This window comes from Paraflavisolibacter caeni (assembly GCF_025628885.1).
GTDB classification, from domain to species: Bacteria; Bacteroidota; Bacteroidia; order Chitinophagales; family Chitinophagaceae; genus Flavisolibacter; species Flavisolibacter caeni.
Genome location: NZ_JAOTIF010000023.1, coordinates 39336 through 61548, shown reverse-complemented (window position 1 = coordinate 61548; position 22213 = coordinate 39336). Strand labels below are relative to the sequence as shown.

Below are 22213 nucleotides of genomic sequence, written 5' to 3'. Positions count from 1 at the left end.
CGGCTATTGGATAAACATTCAGGCATTGGGCAGATGTAGCTTTACTCCAGCAATCAGAAACCAAACAATTAAAAACTATAAATATGAGAAACCCATTACTCCTTAAACAGTACATACATTCGATACCCGCTTCATCTTTAGCGTTACCGGCAATGTCTAAAAATGTTAATAAAGGCTCTTCGGAACAACAGCCATTGATGCAAGTGATGCTCGACTTCGAAAATGGCCATTTAAAACTCGAAGGCGACTGGCAATTTTTAATAGCATCCAATGAGAAAAATGATGCAGCCTGCGTTAACTATAACCAGGAAAGAATTTCACTTGATGCGGCTATCTATCCAGCTTTGCCCATCAACCTGGATGATGAAGAAAGTAACGGCCTGGTGTTGGCATTGGAGGGGCGTATTAAAGAAGGTGCCTTTTTTAGTTACTGTACAGGTTTATTGGTCATAGACAGTATCCGGACCGGATTTGTTGGCCCCCAATTGAACATTACATTCCTTCTGTATGACTTACAAGTTAAAAACAGTGAGCTAACCTTTAAGCTACCGGTTTATACAACCGTTGATACTAATTACAATAATTGAAGCAACTTCCAAACGGATATGGCTACGACCTGATGGATGCCAGATAATGTTTTGCTTCAGGCAGGGCATTGGAGCAAATACGTTTTACATTTTCTACATTTTCCTTTAAAAGTTGTTCATTCCCTTCTCCGTTTTCAATTCCATCGAGGTAAGCCTGGAGAGTTTCATTCAATCCCATCACCGATATGGTTGTTTTCAAATTGTGCGCAATCCGTCGCAGGCTTCCTGTATCATTGAGCTCTACTGCTTTTTCCAATGCTGCTAATTCCTGTGGAACAGCCTTTATGAATTGAGCCGTTACATCCTCTTCGTACTCCTTGTTCCCGGCACTCACCGCTTTCATATAGGCGAGGTTGATATATTGATAGGTGTGATGAATAGGTGCATCAACCATTTCTGTTTCCGGGGCAATTATTGTTTCCAGTGAATAGAATTGTGTTATTAATTTCCTTAATTGTTCCTCTTGAATTGGTTTAGAAATGTATTCATTCATGCCGTAGCTCAGGCACTTTTCTCTTTCGCCTGCCATAGCATGCGCGGTCATAGCAACAATGGGCGTATTTAATTTTAAATGATTCCTGATTTGCCGGGTAGCGGTATATCCATCCATTTGTGGCATTTGTATGTCCATCAGGATAAGGTCGTAAACATTGGCCCTCAATTTTTCTATCGCTTCTATTCCATTATTGGCAATTTCAAATTTTACCTGCCAGTTTCTAAAAAGATGTTGAAGAAGGGTTTGGTTAACCTCATTATCTTCAACAATCAGGACATTGATATTTTGTAGAACTGCAGGTTCTGTATCGATTTGTGTATTGACAGTATTGTCAGATGGGAACTGTTCCCCGGAAATCCTGTACGGAATGATCAAATAAAACGTGGCACCTTTTCCGGGTTCACTTTCTGCATGGATACTGCCCTGCTGTAGCGCTACCAGTTCTTTTACAATAGAAAGGCCGAGCCCGGTTCCGCCATACTCACGGGTTACGGCATCGTCGGCCTGCTGAAAGCGTTCAAAAATATATTCGAGCTTTTCCCTTTGTATGCCGATGCCTGTGTCATTAACTTCAATTTCTACCGTAACTATATCGGCTTCTATTCCTTTATTCCTGATCGATATAGCAACTTTTCCCTTAGCCGTAAACTTTATTGCATTACCAATAAGATTCACCAAAATCTGCGTCAGCCTTGTTGCATCTCCTTCCAACCTGTCTGGAAGTGATTCATCTACATGGGTAAAAAATTGAATTCCTTTTTCATCCGCCTTTGTCCGGAACATAGCATCAATGGAATGCACCAATCCCCGCAGACTGAAGGGCGCTCGTTCTATCCGCAACATTCCAGCTTCAATTTTGGACAGATCTAGAATGTCATTTATAATAGCCAGTAAATTTTCACCTGAGCGTTGAATGGTTTGTATATAAGAAGCCGATTCTCTATCAAGATCTTTGCGCTGTAACAAATTGGTAAATCCCAAAATGGCATTCAGCGGTGTACGGATCTCATGGCTCATGTTCGCTAAAAAATTCTCCTTAACCTTAGCAGCCTCCTTTACTTTTTTTTCTGAATCGCTGACTTGTTGAATTAAGTGGCTTTGAATGCGGATGGTACTGAGAATGTACCAAAATAAAACAGCAGCGCTTATCAAGACAAAAACAATTAGAAAAGTATCCAAACGCTGCATTTGTTTCACCCTATCGTCAATGACCTGGCTCAAACGGGAAAGGGTATTCTGCCTAACATTGCTGATTTTTTGGGTGAGTAACAATATAGAGTCGGTAAATCTTTTTCCCCGCTGAGTAATTAAAATGGCTTCCGCAGCTTTTTTACCTTCCTTTGTATACACATCGAGTACTTGATCATTGAATCTTAACTTTTCCCGAACTAAAATATCTAACTGATCAATATATTCTTCAGCGCTGTCTTCGTCCTTTATCTTTTGTAAATCATCCAGGTCAGATTTCACTTTGGCCATTTGCAATTCCACTCCTTCCATATAAGCAGTATCATTGGTGGCAACCGTTCCTCTTACTTTGCTTTCTACCAGCACAACATCCCTTTCCATCGTTTTCAGCTGATTGTTTACACTAAACTCATCCAGCAATTTTTCGTTATCATCAATCAGTTTATCAATGTTCTTATCCGAGTTGTATTTTATAAAAATCAAAATAAGGTTACCCGCAATAAAAGCAGCTACGATGAAGTATATAAGCCGGTTGGTAGCCATTTTTCGTATAAACTTCTAATTTAAACAAATTAATGTTGCCTTTTGGACCCAGGAAGTTTTAGAAACCGCACCATTATATAAACAAGGAGAATGATACAAGCAACCATGGCGCAGAGGAGAGCCATAAAGGTGAGCTCACCAGTTCCTGTATCGGATGATTTCAAAAAAAAATACGTAACTAGGATCAGCGCCAGCGTATCTAAAAAAAATAATATTGTATATAGTGCCTTCATGCTTTTTTAAGTAAGGACCTGTAAAGCTGGATCGTTAACGGAAGCAACTGTTTATAAGAGCTTTGAATTACATCTTAAAACTATCGCCTTCTTAACCGGCGGAAAAGCGCGAAGAGGCAGTAAAGGAAAATGAATCGCTAAATAAGAAAAATGAATCGGTGATGATTACAGGATGTTCAATCTCTTATTTAAAGTTGCCCTGTAGGCATCTGCCACCGGCACTGGTTTGCCATTGATAATTAACGCCCCCTCCTGAATGGTATCGATTTTAGCTACTGACACCATAAAGGAACGGTGCACCCGTAAAAATTTATCAGCGGGTAGCCGTTGTTCCAACTCTTTCAGTGTAGTGTGAATAGCAAAAAAACGCTGAGGGGTATATAGTTTTACATAATCGCCCATAGCCTCTGCATATAAAATCTCATCAAGCTTCAGTCGTTTCACAACGTTGGAATCACGTATAAAAATAAATTCGTCATGACTCATTTTCACTTCCTCTGACCGACTCTGTAATATGTCTCTTGCCTTATCAATGGCCTGAATGAAACGGGCCGGTGCAATCGGTTTTACTAAATAATCAACAACGTTCAAATCAAAAGCTTCAGAAGCATAGTCTTTTTTGGAGGTAATAAAAATGATGATTGGCCGTTTACCACCAAGGTTACGAGTTAATTCCAGTCCCGACATACCAGGCATTTCAATATCCAGCAAAATGATTTCCACCTGTCGCTCCTGCAACAGATTGTAAGCTTCCATGGCATCGGCACATTCTCCAACAACCGTAATGTCCTTTATGCTGGAGGCCAGTTGACGCAAAGTTGTTCTGGCAATTTGATTATCGTCTACTATGAGACAGTTCATGTACTAAAATTAAAAAATTAATACATTACTTATATTCCTAACCTATATTCGGGCAAGTCTTAAACCTTTTAAATCTATCAAATATGAAAGAAAAACAATTTACACTGGTCAAAATCACACTCTTCCTCCTACTGCTGATTTCAACTACTCACCTTCTTGCACAGCAAACTCCCAAGAACCCGGATGAGACCTTCACTATTGAAAACTACTATAAAGTAAAGTGGGGATATGCCGATGAATTTATTTCCCTGTGGAAGAAGAATCATTATCCGCTGTTGAAGAAAGCAATAGAGAAAGGCGACATTGTAAGTATCGTTGCCAGTCGTCCCCGCCTGCATGATTCAGAAGAAAGCCGCTGGGACTTCAGGGTAGCTATTGTATTTAAAAATTCAGCCCTGGCTTATGATGACAATCTGCTTACTCCTTACAAAAAAGCAATTTACCCAGACGAGGAAAAATTAAAAAAAGAGGAACAACACCGCTTTGAACTTCTTTTGGCACATTGGGATGTCGAAGTAAAAAAGGAAAATATTGATTAAGAAGCACAAGGCACAACCACTTCCACCTTGCAGCCATGACCGGGTTTGCTTTCCACTTCAAATGTTCCATTGAGATTTTCAGCTCTTGTCTGCATGTTCATTAGACCAATGCCGCTTTTATGACGGTGAACCACAAAGCCCCTGCCATTGTCTTTTATGGAAAGCCGGAGCTTGCTACCATCATGCTCCAGATGAACGAACACTTCTGAGGCTTCGGCATGCTTCAACACGTTATTTAACTGTTCCTGCAAAATACGGTATACACCAATGTGCACGTCCTTTTTCAGCAATTGGCTGTTCAATCCAGATAACTGGCTCGTAATCTTTACTTTACTGGTCAGGTTGATCGATTCAATCAAATCTTTTACCGATTCCTCCAGGCTGATTTTCCCCAGTGTTGGTGCCGACAGGCGTTTCGAAAGGTCCCTGATCTCACTGATGCATTCCTGCAAATATTGAGATGCCCGTGGCAAAAGTATTTTAGGATCTCCCACTCCTTCAAGTACCATTTCATTATGGAGCTTTACCGTGGTCAGCACCTGGTTGATATTATCATGCAGCTCCAGTCCAATCAGGGACCGTTCACTTTCCTGGGCCTGGATAACAGCTTCAGTTATCAGTTTATGGCGTTGTTCTGCTTCCTCCTCCCGCGCAGCCTTTTGACGCTTAATTTCCTGGTTCAATGCCAATGAAACGGCCAGGTTTTTTTTGCTGCGGCGATAGGTCTGATAAACCAGGTAAATGATGACCAAAGCCATGCAAGAAATCACAACTGTAACCAATAAAGAAACCAATGCCAGTTGCTTATCCTTTTTCAGTGTTGTGATCTGGAGCTCCTTTTCTATATCAGTAAGCTGGCGGGTAAGATCAGCTGCGGTAAGCTTCTTTTGTTCTATGGCAATTGAATCTTTGAGCGAAGTATAATTTTTGAAAAACTGAAGCGACAAACCTGGCTGGGAAGTCTGTTCGTAATAGGATGCCATGAGCCGTCTCCATTCAAGGTGCGTCGCGGGGTCAGCGTGCCTGATCCTGTCCTTAAGGCTATTGAGGATTTCGAACATCGCAAAAAAATCCTTTTTCCTGCTATACACTTCTACTAATTGCAGCATCACTTTTATGGCATCTTCTACTTCATATCCTTCGCGGTAGTTGAGTGCTATACTTTTTTTGGACAATTGCTCAGCTTTCTTCACCTGATTTTTTGCAATGAACACCTTTGCCATATTTCCATAGACCACCCCGTAAATCCTGTCCATAGATGCTGCCCCAAGTGAGTCTTTATATTGATCGGCGATTTGCAGTGCCTTTTCAAAATGAACCATAGCACTATCGTAGTTCTTAAGCTGAATGTGGCACAAACCAATATTATCTTGGATTTCTTGTTGCTGCAGCACTATAGCTGTGGTTAGCGGTGAACAGGTTGACTGTAAGGCATAGGCTTCCTCAAAATAGTTCAGTGACGCTCTAAAGTTCTGCTGCTGGTACAAAACCATGGCAATACTATAATTGTAGGCCTTTCTCTCACAGGGATCTAAATGGCTGTCGGCCAGCATTTTGGCCTTAAAATAATATTTATTAGCCTTATTGTACTGGGAAAGACGGTAAGCAATCTCCCCGCCAAAAAGCAAGTAACCAACATAGGTTCGCGGATAGCGGTCCTGTAGATTCGAAGTATTATATAAAGCGAGCGCTGAATCTATCATTCTTAACGTCGCTTCATTATCCGGTGTAAAAAAATAATAGTAGTTGGCGATCATGCCGAAACGAGCAGCCTTTGGGTACACGGTTATGTCATCTGCTTGTTTCAATGAGGAATCATAGTATTGAAGTGCCTTCGCAGTATCCTCATTCTTATACAACAAGCTATAAGAAGAATCAAGGAACCTGGCGTTCCAATACGCCGTATCCTCGAGTTCAGTTTTGGTGTTTTGCCCACAGGATAGGATCAATATAGATACCAGCAACATGAGACTGATAGCAGGTCTAAACATGTATTGTTCGTTTCATAGATATATTAAAGCTGCAAAATTAGTCGGAAAGCAAACCCAAAAGCCAATGGAAAACCATTAGTTTATGCTAATATTATATAAACAAACCGCCTTGATTTAACACCTGTTTTTCAGATTCTTTTCAACTCGCAATTAATTTTATGCCGTCACCGGAAAATCCAAAATGCTTATGCAATGCGCCCCACGACCTCTCAATGAGGAAATCAGGCTACTTGATCTAAAGAGCTACAATATACTGGATTCGGCTCCCGAAAAGGAGTTTGAGGAACTTCTTGAACTGGCGGGACAGGTGTGCGATTGCCCTATTTCCCTGATTACATTTATAGATGCCGACCGACAGTGGTTCAAAGCCATCAGGGGCACCGAATTGATGCAAACATCCCGTGATGCAAGCTTTTGCACCCATACCATCCTGCAGCAGGATATTATGGTAATTCCCGATACACTCCAGGATGACCGTTTTTTTGACCATCCACATGTCGTGGAAGGGATGAAGATTCGCTTCTATGCAGGGGTTCCGATTACCTCCGCCGCTGGCTATAACCTTGGTTCTGTTTGTATTATTGACCAGAAACCACGAACGCTTACCCCTTTACAAGCCCGGACGCTTACTATTATTGCGCACCAGGTCACCAAGCTATTGGAACTGCGGGTAAAAAATGACCTGATTCGCAGACAGGCCGAAGAAATGCTTTTAAAACAAAAGCAAGTACTGCTTAAAAATCTGACAGCACAGGAAAAGGAGCGGCAGTCTATAGGCAGGGAACTGCATGAAAACATTGCACAGACACTTGCTTCCACACAACTTTACCTGGATATGGCTGAAAATGTTGAAGAGATGCGGCTGCCTTTATTAAGAAAGGCAAAAGCACAGCAAATAAAATTGCTGGATGACATACGCCATCTTTCCCAGACCATTACACCGACGACTTTAGAAAGTACAGATCTGCAAAGCATGATCGAGTTCTTTATCCAAGGAATGAGATACCAGGTACCGTTCAATATTCATGTCACATTCAGCGGCGATACAGAAAAGATTGAAAGTGACCGGGCCTTAGCCTTGTTCCGGATTGTGGAACAACAGCTTACCATGCTGCGGCAAAGAACAGATGTGCAGAATGTACACATTGAGCTCCACGTATGGGAAGAAGTAAGCCTGATGATCAGGGATGATGGAAATGGTATCAACAATGAAAGAGATGAAAAAATGAGCGCTAACTTAATCGAGAACAGGGCGGAATTGCTGAATGGTTCTGTGCAGCTAAAGACATCTCAACAAGGCAGTACTTTGATCGCTTTAATTCCCTTGGTAAATGAACCTGCATTAAATTAAAAATAGAGGGATTGTTGATTTCCTGATTTCAGATCAGCAGCCTTCATCTTTGCGTGATAAAGGTCACGAAACAGGTTTCTTTAATTCCAGACCTTTACTACATGAGTAATCATTCAAAAGCGCACTGGGAAAAAATATACGAGACGAAGTTACCCAATGAATTGAGCTGGACACAGGAGATACCAACCACCTCTCTTCAGTTCATCCACAGCTTTAACTTGCCAAAAACTGCAAAGATCATAGATATTGGTGGAGGTGATAGTAAACTGGTAGATTATCTTCTGGCCGAAGGCTTTGATGATATTACGGTACTGGACATTTCTGAACATGCACTACAACGTGCAAAAGATCGCCTGGGCGAGCGAGCGCTCCAGGTAAAATGGGTCGTAAGTGATATAACTGAGTTTAAACCAGAGCGTACTTATGACATATGGCATGACCGTGCTACTTTTCATTTCCTTACAACCCCTGAAAAGGTGAGTAAGTACCTGGATATTGCAAAATCTGCGGTGAACAGTTATATGATCATCTGCACCTTTTCTTCCAATGGCCCACAAAAATGTAGCGGCCTTCAGATCAAACAATATAATGAGCAAGATTTGACCAAAGAGCTTCAACCAGTTTTTACTAAGATCCGGTGCATTACAGAAGATCACATTACTCCGTTTAATACAGCACAAAACTTTCTGTTTTGCAGCTTCAGGCGAACTGGTAATACTAAATAATTCTTCCTAAAAGCTTTTAATTCTATTCTAATTTTTTTATTTTACCTGCGCTAACTATAGGTTAACGAAGATCGATAACCTTTCATTTCCTTAACCCTTAACACACCAAAATGAAAATCATTACACAAGCCGCATTCCTGTGCTTTATTTTAACGCTTGTTTCTTCTTGTAGCAAGGATGATTCTTCTGAACAAAAAACACCAGAACAATTGAAGAATCCAGGTTTTGAAGACTCCCTGAAAGGATGGCAGGTTGGAACTTCCGGAGGTTTTACCCCCACTTCTATAGCTGCGAAATCAGGTCAATATGGTTTACAATTTTCTGCACCTTTTACGCCCTGGAATGGAACCATTACCCAGACCGTTCAAAATCTGCCAGATGGCAATTACGCTTTCTCAGTTTATGGAAAAGCCTCCGGCATAGGTATGTATTTATGGGCTGATGGTGGCGGCGAGGTTATTTCAGCCCCAATTCAGCAAGCATATCCTGATAGCAGTTATCCTTTACCATTGAACGCGGTTAACTTCAAAGTAACCGGCGGCACTGCTAAAGTTGGGTTTTTATGCATCAATGCCTCGCCTGATACAATCCAACAACGCACCACTATTCTAGAAGCCGAATCTGCAGTATTAAACAAGGCTGTAGTCGCCGCTGATCGTGCAGGTTTTACCGGTACAGGCTTCGTTGATTTCATCAACAGCACCGACGACTATATTGAATGGACTTTTAACAAAGTTGACTCTGGTTCTGTTGTGCTCCAATTCCGTTATGCGAATGGCTCTACTGCTGATCGCCCTCTAAAATTTGAAGTGAACAATGTAGTGGTCAACACAACACTGTCTTTTCCTCCAACTGGCAGCTGGACGAATTGGTCAACGGTTTCGGATACAGTTCATTTAGCTTCGGGTTCAAATAAGATCAAGCTGACATCCACTGGATCTAATGGGGCTAATATCGACAATCTTGGCTGGCGTAACGTTTTATTGACACCCTATTTTTACGCTGATGATGTTCAAATCAGCAAACTACCATAACGAATTTCAACTGTTATGAGGTTTTTAAATGATACGCTTTAGGCTTTACAAAAGCCTGCAGGCCGGCATGTGAAAGTGTGGTTCCAAAGCCTGAATGTTTCCTACCACTCCAGGGCAGGGCTGCACTTACCCGGTCGCAGCAATTCCAATAACCGGTTCCTGCATTGATCTGCTTCAACACTTTTTCTGCCCTGGCTTTGTCACTGCTGTATACAGAAGCCGTCAACCCGTATTCTGTATCTTTCATCAATTCAACGGCTTCATCATCACTATGCACTTTCATAATGCCAATGATCGGTCCAAAGGACTCTTCTTTCATCACCTTCATGTCATGGTTTACATTGGTTAAAACAGTTGGCTCAAAATAATAGCCCTTACGTTCTATCGGCTTGCCACCAGTGAGCAGGGCTGCATCTTTTTGTAAAGCATCCTTAACCTGTTCCATCAGTACATTCAATTGATCCTTTCGGGTCAAAGGGCCAATATATACACCGCCTTCTTTTGGCAAACCAATCTTCCATGATCTTACTTCTTTGATAAATTCATCCACATATTGATCATATACGTTTTCATGAACATAAATTCTTTCAACAGCACAACAACTTTGCCCGTTGTTATAAAATGCACCATCAGCAGTACTGGCAGCTACAGCTTTGATATCAGCAACATCATCTGCCACGTACAAGGGATCCTTGCCCCCTAATTCACACTGGCAGGGCACCATTTTCGGAGCTACTCTTTCATAAATATATTGCCCTGTTTTATAGGAACCAGTAAAGAAGTATCCATCAAAAGGAAGCTCCAACAACAACGCCCCTGTTTCTTTTGCACCTAAGGCCACATGAAATACATCTGCAGGTACGCCTGCTTCTTTCAGCAGTTTTTCGATTTCTATCCCGGTCAATGTTGCGTATTCTGACGGCTTATACATCACTGCATTCCCGGCCAGCAAAGCCGGCACAAAAACATTGACGCCTACTAGGTAAGGATAGTTCCAGGCAGAGATATTACAGATGATGCCCAACGGTTCATAGGCTATCTTTTCTTCCAGTCCATTTTCTGTATACATCACTTCATCGGACAGGTATTTCAATGCATGAGCCGTTAGCCATTGGATCCTCTTTCGCGCCCCTGCGATCTCGTTACGCGACTGCTGCAAAGGCTTCCCTACTTCAGAAGTCAACACGACTGCCAGTTGCTCATTATGTTGATCCAGGAGAAGGGCGAAACGCTTGAGCACTTCTATCCTTTTTTCTAAAGCAACTTCCTGCCAGGCGGGTTGTGCTGCCTGGAGCAGCCTAAACTTTTCATCTACTGAGTCATAGGAGTCTTCCTGAACTTCAGTGATCAATTCTTCTGTGGCTGGATTAATAATTTTCATTGACCACCTCCTGACTTTTTCATTGCTTCGATAAACAGGCTACGGATACCCTTGGATAAAGGAGAGTTCTCCAATTTGAATTGATACATCCGTTCAGGATGCCATTGAACGCACAAAAGGAATGGCTTGCCGGAAGCATCAGCCCATTCAAATCCTTCAATAGTTCCATCAGCAGCGGTGCAATTCACACGAAGGCCTTTACCTAGCTTTTCAATTGCCTGGTGGTGAGCGCTATTAACTTCAGAAAAATCGGATTGGACCAATTCATAAAGCAGCGTATTTCTTTCAACCTTTACTTCATGTATTTTATCATTTGCTGGGTCATCCCAGTGCGTACTGTTCAACTCTTCACCCAGGTCTTGTTTCAGTGTACCATTCATCATGCAATTGATCAACTGCATCCCTCTGCAAATACCCAATACAGGTAAATTCTTCTCCTGGGCCATCACAAATGCACCTGCTTCGAATTCATCTCTTTTAACATCAAATTTGCTGGGTGCGTTCGGATAATCTGTCCGGAAATTTTCATAGTTCTTTGGATGAAGATCTATTCCTCCACTTAAAACAACCCCATCACAACTCGCTATTTCGTGCAGGTTACTGTCTGCAGCTGATAACTTTACCACTTCCAGGTCATCATCCCCTTTTAACCACCTGGCATATTCCTCGTGTTTTTTATCAGAATCCGGGTATAATAAAGCAATTTTCATTTCTATTGTATTTATAAAGCTTTCAAATAGAGTTGCCGGAAATCCGCTCTCGTAACAGGTTTTGGATTATTGGGGTGAGCGAAATCGGCAAAGGCCAGGTCAGCCAGCGTTTCTATATGGTCTTCTTTCACACCAATGGCTCTTAATTGATGAGGAATACCTATTCTGGCATTCAGGTCAAACAAATAATCCACTACCGCTTCACCGCTTTCTTCTTTCAACTCAAGGCTTCTCGCTATATATTTAAATCTGTCTTCAAATCCGGCGATGTTAAATTGCATCCCATAAGGAATATTGATCGCATTGGCCAGGCCATGATGCGTATCCAGCAGGGAAGAAAGGGGATGCGCCAGGGAATGCACCACACCCAATCCTTTTTGAAAAGCAATTGCGCCCATCATGGAAGCGATCAGCATTTTGCCGCGCGAGTCAAGGTCAGGGTCTTTAACTGCCTTTTCCAGCGATTGGCTGATCAAAGCAATCCCCTGAAGGGCAATGCCTTCACAAATAGGATGAGGCATTTTTGCCAGGTAAGCTTCCATATTATGTGTCAGCGCATCCATGCCAGTGGCCGCCGTAATAGGAGCCGGAAGCTCCATTGTGAGCACAGGATCTGCAAAAACGATCTTCGCCATCAGCTTAGGAGAGAACAATATTTTTTTCTGCTTTGTTTCATCATCTGCAATAATTGCGCTTCTTCCTACTTCACTTCCTGTTCCTGCCGTTGTGGGAATCGTGATAAAATGAGGCACCTCGTTGGTCACATAAACATCACCTCCTATCAGATCGTCGTAAGTAAATAAATCTTCGCGATGATTTATCCTCAGCACAATGGCCCTTGCTACGTCCAGTGCAGCCCCACCACCAATACCAACGATGGCATCCCGCCTTGTTCCATCATATACCTCTGTGCCCTTGTAGACATCTGACTTCAGCGGGTTTTTATGGATCTCAGAAAATACTTCTACGGAAATATTTTTCTTTTCAAAGTTGCAGATGATGTCTTTAAAAAATGAGAGCTGTGCTACAGTGGAATCTGTAACCAACAAGGGATTTGATAGCTTATTTTTTATCAGGTAATCACCAAGCTCTTTGCTGGCCCCTACTCCGAAGCGGATGGTAGTCGGAAAGTTATACTGGTATATACTATCGAATGTCATGCAGCATCTTTAAATGATTTCAAAATATCTTTTATACTCCCAGTCAGTTACAGCCTTTAAATGTTGTCGCCACTCCCATTCACGGGTTTGGGTAAAATGTGCAGTAAATTGTTCCCCGAGAATTTCATTTGCTACATCAGATTGTTTCATCAACTGCGTAGCCTCATCCAATGTACGTGGCAGTGTCCCGTTGCTGTAATCTCTGTAACCATTACCAATCGTTACAGGTTGCTTTAATTCCATCCCATTTTTGATACCGTAAAGACCACTCGCTAAACAAGCAGCCATGGCCAGGTAGGGATTTACATCAGAACCTATCACTCTTGTTTCCAACCGGCACGACTTTTTACTTCCTGCCAAAACCCGGAGCGCTACCGTCCTGTTGTCTATGCCCCAGGTAAGGGTAGTAGGTGCCCAGGCACCTTCCACTAATCTCTTATAACTGTTGATGGTTGGGGCAAACATGGGCAGTATATGGGGCAAACAATACAACTGCCCGGCAATGTAGCTTTTCATCAAAGCACTTATCTTCTGCGCATCTTGATCTTCATAAAAGAGATTGTTGTTCTCTCCATCACAAAGGCTCTGATGTACATGTCCGCCACAGCCCGGAAGATGCTCACTTACCTTTGCCATAAATGTGGCCATGATCCCGTTTCTGTAGGCAATTTCTTTTACTGCCGATTTGAACAACGTTGCCCTGTCTGCAGCCTCCTGCAATCCGCTAAAAGCGATGGCGGCTTCATAGGTACCTGGGCCAGTTTCTGTATGTAATCCCTCCAATGGAACATTGAACTTTTTGAGCAGATCAAAGAGCTCTGTAAAGAAGTCGTTCTTCAATGAACTGCGCAAGATGGAATAGCCAAACATACCCGGCGTCAGCGGCTTCAGATCTTTATATTGTTTGTCGCTTACGCTTTGTGGTGTTTCTTCAAAGTTGTACCATTCAAATTCCTGGGAGAAATACGGAATAAACCCCATTGACTCAGCTTGTTTCAAAACCTTTTTCATGAGTTGTCTTGGGCAGACATAAGCAGGCTCACCATTCTTGTTGATCAACTCACCTAAAAAGAAGGGTACGTCATATTCCCAGGGGATCTTTCTGAACGTAGTGGTATCAATTCTTGCAGGTGCATCCGGATAGCCCGTATGCCAACCAGTGAATTCCGCATTATCATAGGCGGCATCATTGGCATCCCACCCAAAGATCACATCACAAAAGCCGGTTCCACTTTCTACAACTGAAATAAACTTTTCAGATGAAATATATTTCCCACGTAAAATGCCATCGATATCAGTAAAGGCAATCTTTACTTTTCCTAAAGGATGACTTTTAATGTATTCTATGATCTCGTTGATGGTCATATCAGGAGTATTCACTTTGAATATTTTTGTCTTCTACAGTATGTTGATCCATTTCAGTGACACTTTGAACAGCTTGGCGATTCAATAATTTGAAAACGAAATAACCACCGCCCAGGATCAGGAAAAAGATCACAGCCAGCCTTGTATTGTATACAGTCATAGCAACGAATGAAAAAACTGCAATGACTAAAGCTGTAACTGGGAACAATGGATAAAGCGGAACCTTGAATGGACGGTTCATCTGTGGCTCTTTCTTTCTTAGGCGCAGCAGGGCGATCATGGAAATGATATAAAGGGTAAGTGCACCAAACACGGAGATAGTGATGATCTCTGATGTTTTCCCGGTAAGTAAGGCAACGATCCCGACGCACATATTCACCAGTAGTGCATTGGATGGTGTTTGAAACTTCTTGTGCACTTTTCCCAGGAAGGCAGGAGCAAATCTTACTTTTCCAAACTCGTAACTTGACCGGCCTGCTGCCAGGATTATGCCATGGAAGGAGGCAATCAATCCAAACAAACCTACTGTGATCAATAGGTGGTAGAGCATGTTGTTATTACCCACAATCTGCTCCAGGGCCATTGGCAAAGGAGAGTCGGACATACTCCCATCGCTTTTAAATACGATTTTCTCCCATCCTGCCACGCCTATAGAACTTATAAACACAAGAATGCATAAAATAACCAGCGTTAGGATAGCCGAACCAAAACCCTTTAAAATGGTACGTTGCGGATGCAGGGCTTCTTCTGCAACGTTGGCAACACCTTCAATGGCAAGGAAAAACCAAATAGCAAACGGAATCGCTGCAAACACGCCCTGCCATCCATTGGGAAATGCATTATGCTGCAGGTTTTCCATTTTAAAGTGTGGCAGGCTAACGCCTGTGAACAGCAACAACTCTCCAACAGCCAGGATGGTGATAACCAACTCAAAGGTTGCCGCAGCTTTTACTCCATACACGTTCAATGCTGTAAAAACAACATAACTGAAGATAGCTATGGCCAGTATGGGTATTTGAGGAAAAAATAAGTTGAAGTAAGCTCCTATGGCGAATGCTATGGCCGGTGGGGCAAAGATAAACTCAATGTTCTGTGCCATGCCGGCAATAAAGCCCAATTCTTTTCCCAAAGCACGGTTGGCATAATCAAAGGCACCGCCTGCTTTTGGGATGGCGCAGGCCAGTTCCGTATAGCTGAAAGTGAACGTGATGTACATCGCCGTAATAAAGAAAGTAGCAATGGCTAAACCCAGTGTGCCTCCTTTTTCTAAACCAAGGTTCCAGCCGAAATACATGCCCGAAATGACATAGCCCACACCCAACCCCCACAACATGATTGGTGTCAGTGTCCGTTTCAATTCGTTTGATGTCTGAGACAATCTGAAAAGTTTTAATGGCTTAAAAAACAGCGATCATTTACCTATCCGATGTTATGTCACACTTTGAATTTACACTAAAACTTTTAGAAGAGCTACAATTGGATTATCTTTTCAATACATACATCCACTTTTACCCAGGTTAAAACAATGGATTTCTTTGATGAAAAATTTGCTTCTTAGTACGATCACCCTGTTCACTTTTTTATCCTGTGCTGTCCATAAGCAACAACAATCCTATAGCCTATTTAATGGTAAAGATTTGACCGGATGGCACGTAGATGTTCCGGAAATGGATACCAATTCCGCAGCCAAAAACCCGTTTATCGTCAGGAATGGCATGCTTGTAAGCCTGGGAAAACCTAATGGTCACCTGGTCACCGATGCTGTCTACCAAAATTACCGGCTGCAAACGGAGTATCGCTTTGCTGGCGAACCGGGCAACTGTGGCATTTTGGTACATGCTTCCACCCCACGTGCACTTTATAAAATGTTTCCCAAATCCATAGAAGTACAGATGATGCACCAGGATGCAGGAGACTTCTGGTGTATTGTGGAAGACATCACCGTACCTGATATGGAAAAGCGGCGGGGACCTAAAGAAAACTGGGGCATTACAGAGGGCAAAGAGCGCCGCATCCTTAATCTGACTGACGGCTCGGAAAAACCACTTGGACAATGGAACACCATGACCATTGAATGCCTAAAGGATACGATAAAGGTTTGGGTCAATGGAGAACTGGTGAATTACGGCTATAATGCGACAGCTCAAAAGGGCCATATTGCGGTGCAGGCAGAAGGATCTGAGGTGGAGTTCCGTAAATTGGAATTAACTCCCATTACAGCCATTTCAAAATAAACTATGCCTCTTGCTCTATTCATCATTGACCAGGAGCGTTAAGGCTTTTTCAATTGTTGTAATGCCATCTCTAAGATTACATCATTAGTGGCATGGTTGTCAGAAAGTTTCACAAGAACTTTCGGCAGAAAGTCTTCTCTCGGCCTGCCATTCACATGAAAGATCTTTTCCACAGGAAAGGAAAAACCTATGCCTGTATTCGGCATCGTATAAGAATAATTAGCGCCATTTAGTCCAGCCATTTTTGTTCCCATTACTGTTGCTCTTTGCAGTGCATCAAAACCAATAGCGATCCCCTCCCCTACACTTCCTGTCCAGTGATCCACTAATACAATCAAAGGCTTGCTATAAAGGGCCGCCCTTGGAGAGACGATTTCTACCCAGCTCCTTTTCACCCCATACTGCCGTTGTTCCGCAGTAAGTTCATGCTTTTGATAAAACATTTCTTTTGTAATGAATCTTCCAAGGATAGCCCTGGCCACTGTTGTATTGCCGCCGCTGGGCGTTTCCCTAAGGTCTACGATCAGGGCTCTTGTATGCATCAGGCTATTCAATGCTGAATCAAAGGATACTATAACGTTATTATCCCCAAGACTGTTATTGATTTTTAGGTAACCAATATCACCGTATGACCTGACGGCTAAATTCCCCTCATAACGGTGCTCTTCAAGCAGGTTCACAGGCTGGTCAGGATAAAAATCATAGAGCATACCCTTATCTTTTACGGAAACCTTTCTGTTCCCAAGATGCGTTCCGGCTAATAACACTCTTAGAGCATAACTTTTAGCTTCAGGTGTAACCGTCTTCAGGGATTTGCCCAGGAAGGGTTGAATAGCTTGCTCTATGGGCACATCATTAAAGGCATGCAACTCCATGCCTGCTTTTAATCCCGCCTTGTATGCTCCAAAGTCTCTTCTTACTTCTGTAATGACAGGTTTGCCATTGATGTATTCTGCCCACAGATCTGTGCCGGAAGGAACTAACCTTTGTGATGCTGCCGTATTCGTATTTAATGAAGCATGATGATCGTACAACTCGTAAAAAAGCTTTTCCATCAGCAAAACAAAACCGCCTTTGGCGGTAATTGTATCTAATGCGGGTATATATATAGCTTTCACTTTTTCCCAATCTGTTTGCTTTTTATCCCAGTAGCAATAATCTTCTTTGATCGTATTCAGGAAATAGTCAAAATCTTTTGTATACTGCTCCTTGGTCCATTGCTGTGCATGCGAGGTAAAGTATAGCAAAGCAATCATGAGCAGCAACATAGAAATTCTCATATTCCGTATACATCTTGGTTAAACAATTCTTTGACTACCTGTTCGGGATTGACCAGGGGAATATAAATATCCTGGAATGCAGTGCCCATAGCACTTTGCGCCAACAAAGCACGGCTATGAGCAATAGAAATACTCAATAGGGTGGATAGAATGTTATCCGGAATATTGATAACATCAGGTTTCTTTGGATCCACCATTCTTTTCAAATCTTTGATGACAAATATATTCTGCACAATACCATTCATCAATATTCTATCTGTCGATTTGGATGAAAAGGTAATGTTCAACAGCAAGAAGAGGATATCATCCTTTGTTGAAAAAGAAAGGTTTTGCTCTATGAGCACATTGAGATCATCAGCATCTGGCACTTCGACACTTTCATCTATACCAAAGCTTAATTGTTTTACTTTCTTTATTGATATCTGGAATGGTTTGCTTCCTTTTCTTTTCGCCATAACTATTAAGCGATTTTGGTTTCAGAGGGTGTTATTGTATTCACCTGGTGCGCATCCAGGGCAACGGTTATACCACTCAAATTTCCCTGCAATGACAGTTTAGTTTTCCCGGTTTTCATAACCAGGTATTGATTTCCTGTAAGATTGATTTCACGTTTAAGGCGCTTGTTTTCTTTATGAAGAAGGTAATCATTTATTGATTTGAATTGAATATTGGGCACAAGACCTACGGCTAGGGAAAAATCAATGAGCTTACTAAGCGTATAATTGAATTTTCCTTTCAGCACCTGTGCTATAAAACTTTTGTTGACACCCAGTTCTGTGGCCAGTTGCGATTGGTTCATTTTTTTTTCATCCATATACTTCTTCACATGAAGCGACAATTCATTTTGAATGAACTCCATCCAGTATTCAGATGTGTTGTATGGTTGATCGTTGGTTCGCATAGTTGAATCTGTTAGACAAAGCTAAGGGTTCTTATAGTGAGGGCTGCTGCCGAGTAAGATGAGGATTCATTTTCATTGAATAGCTCCACAGTATACCTACGTACTTATTATACAAAAATTCTACGACATCTTATAAAAATAATGTTTAATAAATGCCTTTACCTTAGAGGAAGAATGCTTCCACATAATACCGCTCCCTACTTAAGCAAAACTCTATTTTTTATCACCTGCCCTTTGTACTATTCCAACTCCTTTGAATGAGCCGCGTCAGCAACAAAGCAATTTTTCACTATAAAAGCTACAACCATGAAAAAACATCTATTTCTGCTTTTAGGTACAGCTTGTATCGGCATTATCGAACCAAGTGCCCAAAACTGGGTGAATGGTGGCAATAGCCTTGCTGCCAATGGCTCCTTGGGTACCAACACCAACTTTTCCCTTATCTTCAAGACCAATAATACCGAACGGGGGCGCATTACCAATGGAGGCAACTGGGCCATTGGTTCAACCGGCACCACTTCCAAATTCACCGTCAACAGCGCTGCCAGTACCAGTCCTTTCCGGGCACAGATAAACGGTTCAACAAAACTCATTGTGGGCACCAATGGTGGGGTGTCTATAGGTACTGCTACTGCTGGCCCTGCTAATGGATTGTATGTAGTGGGCAGTGTAGGCATTGGTACTGCTACACCTTCCTATAAACTGCATGTGGAGGGAGGGACAGGCACTGCGATTTTTGGCAACAGTAGTAATTATACCCCTAGTATTTATGGATATAACACCTATTCAGGCGGCACGGCAGTTGAAGGCATTTGTCCTAATATAGGCGTTTATGGGTATGCAGGCAATTATGGGGTTTATGGTGTCGCTACGAGTGCCGGTGGCTACGGTGTTTATGGCGTTAATAATAGTGGCTCTACCAGTAATGGTCGTGGTGTATATGGCTCTAGTAGCTGGATAGGAGTTGATGGTATAGGTAACACTTTCGGTGTTCGGGGAAACGTTTCAGGGGCTAGTGCCTATGCAGTTGGCGCTATTTCCTCTCAATCTATTGGCTTATATGCCTATACTGGCAATAGCAGTTCTTATGCAGGTTATTTTGCTGGCAGAGTTTACAGCTCTGGTGGCTATACCAGCTCTGATCGAAATCTGAAAGAAGATATCGTAGATGTAAGTAATGCAATGGACGTTATCAACCAACTCAAGCCCAAGAGCTATAAGTTCCGCCAGGATGGTAACTATAAATTGATGAACTTACCACAGGGAAAACACTTTGGACTAATAGCCCAGGATGTAGAACAGATACTTCCCGACTTAGTAGCAGATGCGGAGTTCGATCCCGGCAGAATACCGCAGCAGGCAAAAGAAGGAACTAGTACAACTGGCACACCTCAGCCGCCAGTACAGGAAAGTAAGGGAGAGATTATTAACTTCAAAGCGCTGAACTACACAGAATTGATTCCTATCATGGTCAAAGCCATGCAAGAACAACAACAAGTCATTACTGAACAGCAAAACCGTATCGAAAAATTGGAACAACTGGTTTATAAGCTGTCCAATGGTCTAAACATCGGCACTAATGTAAACAATGCTAAGTTAGGTGATGTGAGTCCCAATCCGGTAAAAGGCACTGCATTGATTTCGTATTCAATTCCTGAAGGAAGTAAAACAGCACAACTGCTTATTTCAGATGCCCTGGGACGGCAAATAAAGGTGGTACAGCTTTCTGCTTCAGGCGTAATTAATGTGGATGTTTCTGCGCTCGCAAAAGGCGTTTATAATTACTCGCTGATTGTAGATAATTCAATAAGAGACACTAAAAAAATGACAGTAATACGTTGAAAAACCCCGTACACAAAAATGTTCCACATCTTCATCAGCCCTTGGAATGTTCGATTCCTTTGAAGATGTGGAATATTTATTATTTCCCACTTGCCACCATATCCTTTTTCCCCAACGGTTTCTTTTCTTTAGCAGACTTCAGGTAATTGATCAGTAAGGTCATATTTCTTGCATATTCCTGCGTTGAAATATATAGCTGGTCTGATGGATCCCTAAAGGGAGATGTATCTGTTTTGTCCCCTGCATTGACGGATGCAAATTCGTCTGTCAATGTTCTATTTTCGCCATCTCCAATGTATGGATTAGAGACCATTGCATGCTTCACCAACCAGCGATGATGACTATCCAGCGCATCAATCACCTGCTTTACTTTCGTATCAGCAGGCAACTCAGTGAAAAATGAAGTGCCCCTGTTCAATTGATAAAAATTCTGAGGTAAACCTTCCTCCTTAAAGTTACCTGCTTTAATAGGAGAATTCTTTGTAGCCTCTTCAGTAGATAGGGCACTGATCCTGTTATATTCTTCTTTTAGCCTTTCGATATTGATTATTGTTTTACCACCATAATGTGACAATAGTTTATTGTCGATACTGTCCACATAATAGTATCCATAATTGACATTAGAGCCAGTACGATGCACAAAAACCGGCTTTCCTGATGCCACATCAATAAAGGTAGGATGTGTGTACCTGCCGTTTTCCGTCATTTGTTCCGGAAGGCAGCTTTTTTCCAGCCAACGTATAGCATCGGGTACATGTGCGAGGTATTTCAGGTCGCCAGTATACTGGTAGAACCGGAGCAGCAACATGGCATTGCCAAAAGTAGTTGATGGTAACAACGCAGCAGGTTCATAGGTACGCGCACTGGTGGGTTCCATGGCCATGTTGTATTGTTGTCCCCAACCGCCACTCCCATGCTGTGAGATGACATAGAAGTTCATTCCCCGATTGATAGGATCAAGAAAACGCTCTTCTCCCAAAGTCAAATAACATTGAATGAGGAAATTCACATTCTCCCAGGTCACATCATCATTGAAAGTATAAAAGGAAGAATAATCAGGATGTCCCTTTTTACTGAAATCATATTTCAAAGGATAGCGTTGGGGCCATCCTCCTAATGGATACTGGCTCTTTATAATGAAATTAATGGCTTTATCAAGCGCAGGTTTGTATTTAGGGTCCAGCTTCTCAAGGTAAATCCTTAACAGGAAACGGGCGGCATTGGAGGTCACATCATCATCAAAAGTATCGTTGCCATAATAATGTTGAAACTCTTCCAGTCTCCAGCCATTTTTACCAATGGTGCTGTACCATTTTTTCAGAGATCTGTCACCGGCAAAATCTATCATGTAATTCCAGCCGCCTGCATCGCTTTGTCCCCATATCAAAGCAGCAGCAGCCTTCTCCGCAGCCTGGTAATAGTATTCATTGCCTGTCGCCCGGTAAGCATCTAAAAATATATGTCCCATACCTACCGTTCCGGCATCTTGTGTCCATATCATGGTCTTATATGCTTCCATCTCGCCCCAACGGCGGGAGAGATCGGGCAAATAGTACCATACATAGCCGCCATTGGTGCTCACTTCTTCCACCATATACTTTGTGGCTCGGAGCATAGCTTGTTCGGCTTCTTTAGCCAATTTGTCGGGTTGAGCGTTTACTGTTGTAGTAAAGAGAAAAACAATTAAAGGCAGTGCGCGAAAGAAAGTAAAATATTTCATGGCCTATACGTATATAAGTTGATAGAATCTAATACGCATGAAGCAATCGGCAATCGTAAATGATAAAAACAG

General features: G+C 42.2%; 19 protein-coding genes. 7 read left to right on the top strand and 12 right to left on the bottom strand.

Annotation, left to right across the window (positions count from 1 at the left end; genetic code table 11):
* Positions 1 to 83 precede the first annotated feature (83 nt).
* A complete protein-coding gene (locus OCK74_RS21765) occupies positions 84 to 587 on the top strand; it encodes a hypothetical protein (protein WP_279299205.1) in 504 nt (167 codons plus the stop codon).
* 22 nt (positions 588 to 609) lie between these two features.
* Here OCK74_RS21765 and OCK74_RS21760 read toward each other — a convergent pair whose 3' ends face one another.
* Entirely contained in the window at positions 610 to 2814 is a 2205-nt protein-coding gene (locus tag OCK74_RS21760; RefSeq protein WP_279299204.1) for an ATP-binding protein, read from the bottom strand.
* 398 nt (positions 2815 to 3212) lie between these two features.
* Positions 3213 to 3908 carry a LytR/AlgR family response regulator transcription factor gene (locus tag OCK74_RS21755; protein ID WP_279299203.1) on the bottom strand — a complete coding sequence of 232 codons (696 nt, stop codon included), beginning with the start codon at positions 3906 to 3908 and terminating at the stop codon, positions 3213 to 3215.
* An 83-nt stretch (positions 3909 to 3991) separates the two neighbouring features.
* Here OCK74_RS21755 and OCK74_RS21750 point away from each other — a divergent pair, with 83 nt between their 5' ends.
* Positions 3992 to 4447 carry a hypothetical protein gene (locus tag OCK74_RS21750; RefSeq protein WP_279299202.1) on the top strand — a complete coding sequence of 152 codons (456 nt, stop codon included), beginning with the start codon at positions 3992 to 3994 and terminating at the stop codon, positions 4445 to 4447.
* Here OCK74_RS21750 and OCK74_RS21745 read toward each other — a convergent pair.
* Complete coding sequence (locus OCK74_RS21745) at positions 4444 to 6438, bottom strand: tetratricopeptide repeat-containing sensor histidine kinase (RefSeq protein WP_279299201.1); 1995 nt, start codon at positions 6436 to 6438, stop codon at positions 4444 to 4446. The two genes, OCK74_RS21750 and OCK74_RS21745, sit on opposite strands and share 4 nt — an antisense overlap.
* Positions 6439 to 6625: 187 nt before the next feature.
* Here OCK74_RS21745 and OCK74_RS21740 point away from each other — a divergent pair, with 187 nt between their 5' ends.
* The 3 genes from OCK74_RS21740 to OCK74_RS21730 all read left to right on the top strand — a co-directional run bounded on the left by OCK74_RS21740 (position 6626) and on the right by OCK74_RS21730 (position 9548).
* Positions 6626 to 7789, top strand: coding sequence for a GAF domain-containing sensor histidine kinase (locus OCK74_RS21740; RefSeq protein ID WP_279299200.1), 1164 nt, complete (start codon positions 6626 to 6628; stop codon positions 7787 to 7789).
* Between the two features lie 101 nt (positions 7790 to 7890).
* The gene (locus OCK74_RS21735; protein ID WP_279299199.1) at positions 7891 to 8514 is read left to right on the top strand and encodes a class I SAM-dependent methyltransferase; all 624 of its coding nucleotides are present in this window, start codon (positions 7891 to 7893) and stop codon (positions 8512 to 8514) included.
* 110 nt (positions 8515 to 8624) lie between these two features.
* Entirely contained in the window at positions 8625 to 9548 is a 924-nt protein-coding gene (locus tag OCK74_RS21730) for a carbohydrate-binding protein (protein WP_279299198.1), read from the top strand.
* A 13-nt stretch (positions 9549 to 9561) separates the two neighbouring features.
* Here OCK74_RS21730 and OCK74_RS21725 read toward each other — a convergent pair whose 3' ends face one another.
* The 5 genes from OCK74_RS21725 to eat are packed head-to-tail and all read right to left on the bottom strand — an operon-like array spanning position 9562 to position 15542.
* Complete coding sequence (locus tag OCK74_RS21725; RefSeq protein ID WP_279299197.1) at positions 9562 to 10929, bottom strand: aldehyde dehydrogenase family protein; 1368 nt, start codon at positions 10927 to 10929, stop codon at positions 9562 to 9564.
* The gene (locus tag OCK74_RS21720) at positions 10926 to 11639 is read right to left on the bottom strand and encodes a gamma-glutamyl-gamma-aminobutyrate hydrolase family protein (protein ID WP_279299196.1); all 714 of its coding nucleotides are present in this window, start codon (positions 11637 to 11639) and stop codon (positions 10926 to 10928) included. The genes OCK74_RS21725 and OCK74_RS21720 overlap by 4 nt, the downstream gene beginning before the upstream one ends.
* A gap of 11 nt (positions 11640 to 11650) precedes the next feature.
* A complete protein-coding gene (locus OCK74_RS21715; RefSeq protein WP_279299195.1) occupies positions 11651 to 12799 on the bottom strand; it encodes an iron-containing alcohol dehydrogenase in 1149 nt (382 codons plus the stop codon).
* Between the two features lie 9 nt (positions 12800 to 12808).
* Positions 12809 to 14179 (bottom strand): glutamine synthetase family protein, encoded by a 1371-nt coding sequence (locus OCK74_RS21710; RefSeq protein ID WP_279299194.1) that lies wholly within the window; start codon positions 14177 to 14179, stop codon positions 12809 to 12811.
* Complete coding sequence (gene eat, locus OCK74_RS21705) at positions 14166 to 15542, bottom strand: ethanolamine permease (RefSeq protein WP_279299193.1); 1377 nt, start codon at positions 15540 to 15542, stop codon at positions 14166 to 14168. Before eat ends, OCK74_RS21710 begins: the two co-directional genes overlap by 14 nt.
* Before the next feature lie 160 nt (positions 15543 to 15702).
* On the opposite strand from eat, the gene OCK74_RS21700 reads away from it, so the two are divergent.
* Complete coding sequence (locus OCK74_RS21700) at positions 15703 to 16398, top strand: 3-keto-disaccharide hydrolase (RefSeq protein WP_279299192.1); 696 nt, start codon at positions 15703 to 15705, stop codon at positions 16396 to 16398.
* Positions 16399 to 16436: 38 nt separating this feature from the next.
* Here the strand turns inward: OCK74_RS21700 and OCK74_RS21695 are convergent, their stop codons facing one another.
* The 3 genes from OCK74_RS21695 to OCK74_RS21685 are packed head-to-tail and all read right to left on the bottom strand — an operon-like array spanning position 16437 to position 18579.
* Positions 16437 to 17678 carry a S41 family peptidase gene (locus OCK74_RS21695; protein ID WP_279299191.1) on the bottom strand — a complete coding sequence of 414 codons (1242 nt, stop codon included), beginning with the start codon at positions 17676 to 17678 and terminating at the stop codon, positions 16437 to 16439.
* A complete protein-coding gene (locus tag OCK74_RS21690) occupies positions 17675 to 18133 on the bottom strand; it encodes a hypothetical protein (RefSeq protein ID WP_279299190.1) in 459 nt (152 codons plus the stop codon). Before OCK74_RS21690 ends, OCK74_RS21695 begins: the two co-directional genes overlap by 4 nt.
* A gap of 5 nt (positions 18134 to 18138) precedes the next feature.
* The gene (locus OCK74_RS21685; protein WP_279299189.1) at positions 18139 to 18579 is read right to left on the bottom strand and encodes a helix-turn-helix domain-containing protein; all 441 of its coding nucleotides are present in this window, start codon (positions 18577 to 18579) and stop codon (positions 18139 to 18141) included.
* 306 nt (positions 18580 to 18885) lie between these two features.
* On the opposite strand from OCK74_RS21685, the gene OCK74_RS21680 reads away from it, so the two are divergent.
* Positions 18886 to 20421 (top strand): tail fiber domain-containing protein, encoded by a 1536-nt coding sequence (locus OCK74_RS21680; protein WP_279299188.1) that lies wholly within the window; start codon positions 18886 to 18888, stop codon positions 20419 to 20421.
* Between the two features lie 79 nt (positions 20422 to 20500).
* Here OCK74_RS21680 and OCK74_RS21675 read toward each other — a convergent pair whose 3' ends face one another.
* Positions 20501 to 22141 carry a pectate lyase gene (locus OCK74_RS21675; RefSeq protein WP_279299187.1) on the bottom strand — a complete coding sequence of 547 codons (1641 nt, stop codon included), beginning with the start codon at positions 22139 to 22141 and terminating at the stop codon, positions 20501 to 20503.
* Positions 22142 to 22213 lie beyond the last annotated feature (72 nt).

Bases quoted from the DNA above. Each gene is read 5' to 3' on its own strand.
- OCK74_RS21725 (WP_279299197.1), bottom strand. From the start codon at position 10,929: ATGAAAATTATTAATCCAGCCACAGAAGAATTGATCACTGAAGTTCAG.
- OCK74_RS21730 (WP_279299198.1), top strand. From the start codon at position 8,625: ATGAAAATCATTACACAAGCCGCATTCCTGTGCTTTATTTTAACGCTT.
- OCK74_RS21695 (WP_279299191.1), bottom strand. From the start codon at position 17,678: ATGAGAATTTCTATGTTGCTGCTCATGATTGCTTTGCTATACTTTACC.
- OCK74_RS21700 (WP_279299192.1), top strand. From the start codon at position 15,703: ATGAAAAATTTGCTTCTTAGTACGATCACCCTGTTCACTTTTTTATCC.
- OCK74_RS21745 (WP_279299201.1), bottom strand. From the start codon at position 6,438: ATGTTTAGACCTGCTATCAGTCTCATGTTGCTGGTATCTATATTGATC.
- OCK74_RS21720 (WP_279299196.1), bottom strand. From the start codon at position 11,639: ATGAAAATTGCTTTATTATACCCGGATTCTGATAAAAAACACGAGGAA.
- OCK74_RS21715 (WP_279299195.1), bottom strand. From the start codon at position 12,799: ATGACATTCGATAGTATATACCAGTATAACTTTCCGACTACCATCCGC.
- OCK74_RS21765 (WP_279299205.1), top strand. From the start codon at position 84: ATGAGAAACCCATTACTCCTTAAACAGTACATACATTCGATACCCGCT.
- OCK74_RS21755 (WP_279299203.1), bottom strand. From the start codon at position 3,908: ATGAACTGTCTCATAGTAGACGATAATCAAATTGCCAGAACAACTTTG.
- OCK74_RS21685 (WP_279299189.1), bottom strand. From the start codon at position 18,579: ATGCGAACCAACGATCAACCATACAACACATCTGAATACTGGATGGAG.
- OCK74_RS21735 (WP_279299199.1), top strand. From the start codon at position 7,891: ATGAGTAATCATTCAAAAGCGCACTGGGAAAAAATATACGAGACGAAG.
- OCK74_RS21760 (WP_279299204.1), bottom strand. From the start codon at position 2,814: ATGGCTACCAACCGGCTTATATACTTCATCGTAGCTGCTTTTATTGCG.
- OCK74_RS21740 (WP_279299200.1), top strand. From the start codon at position 6,626: ATGCAATGCGCCCCACGACCTCTCAATGAGGAAATCAGGCTACTTGAT.
- OCK74_RS21690 (WP_279299190.1), bottom strand. From the start codon at position 18,133: ATGGCGAAAAGAAAAGGAAGCAAACCATTCCAGATATCAATAAAGAAA.
- OCK74_RS21680 (WP_279299188.1), top strand. From the start codon at position 18,886: ATGAAAAAACATCTATTTCTGCTTTTAGGTACAGCTTGTATCGGCATT.
- OCK74_RS21675 (WP_279299187.1), bottom strand. From the start codon at position 22,141: ATGAAATATTTTACTTTCTTTCGCGCACTGCCTTTAATTGTTTTTCTC.
- OCK74_RS21750 (WP_279299202.1), top strand. From the start codon at position 3,992: ATGAAAGAAAAACAATTTACACTGGTCAAAATCACACTCTTCCTCCTA.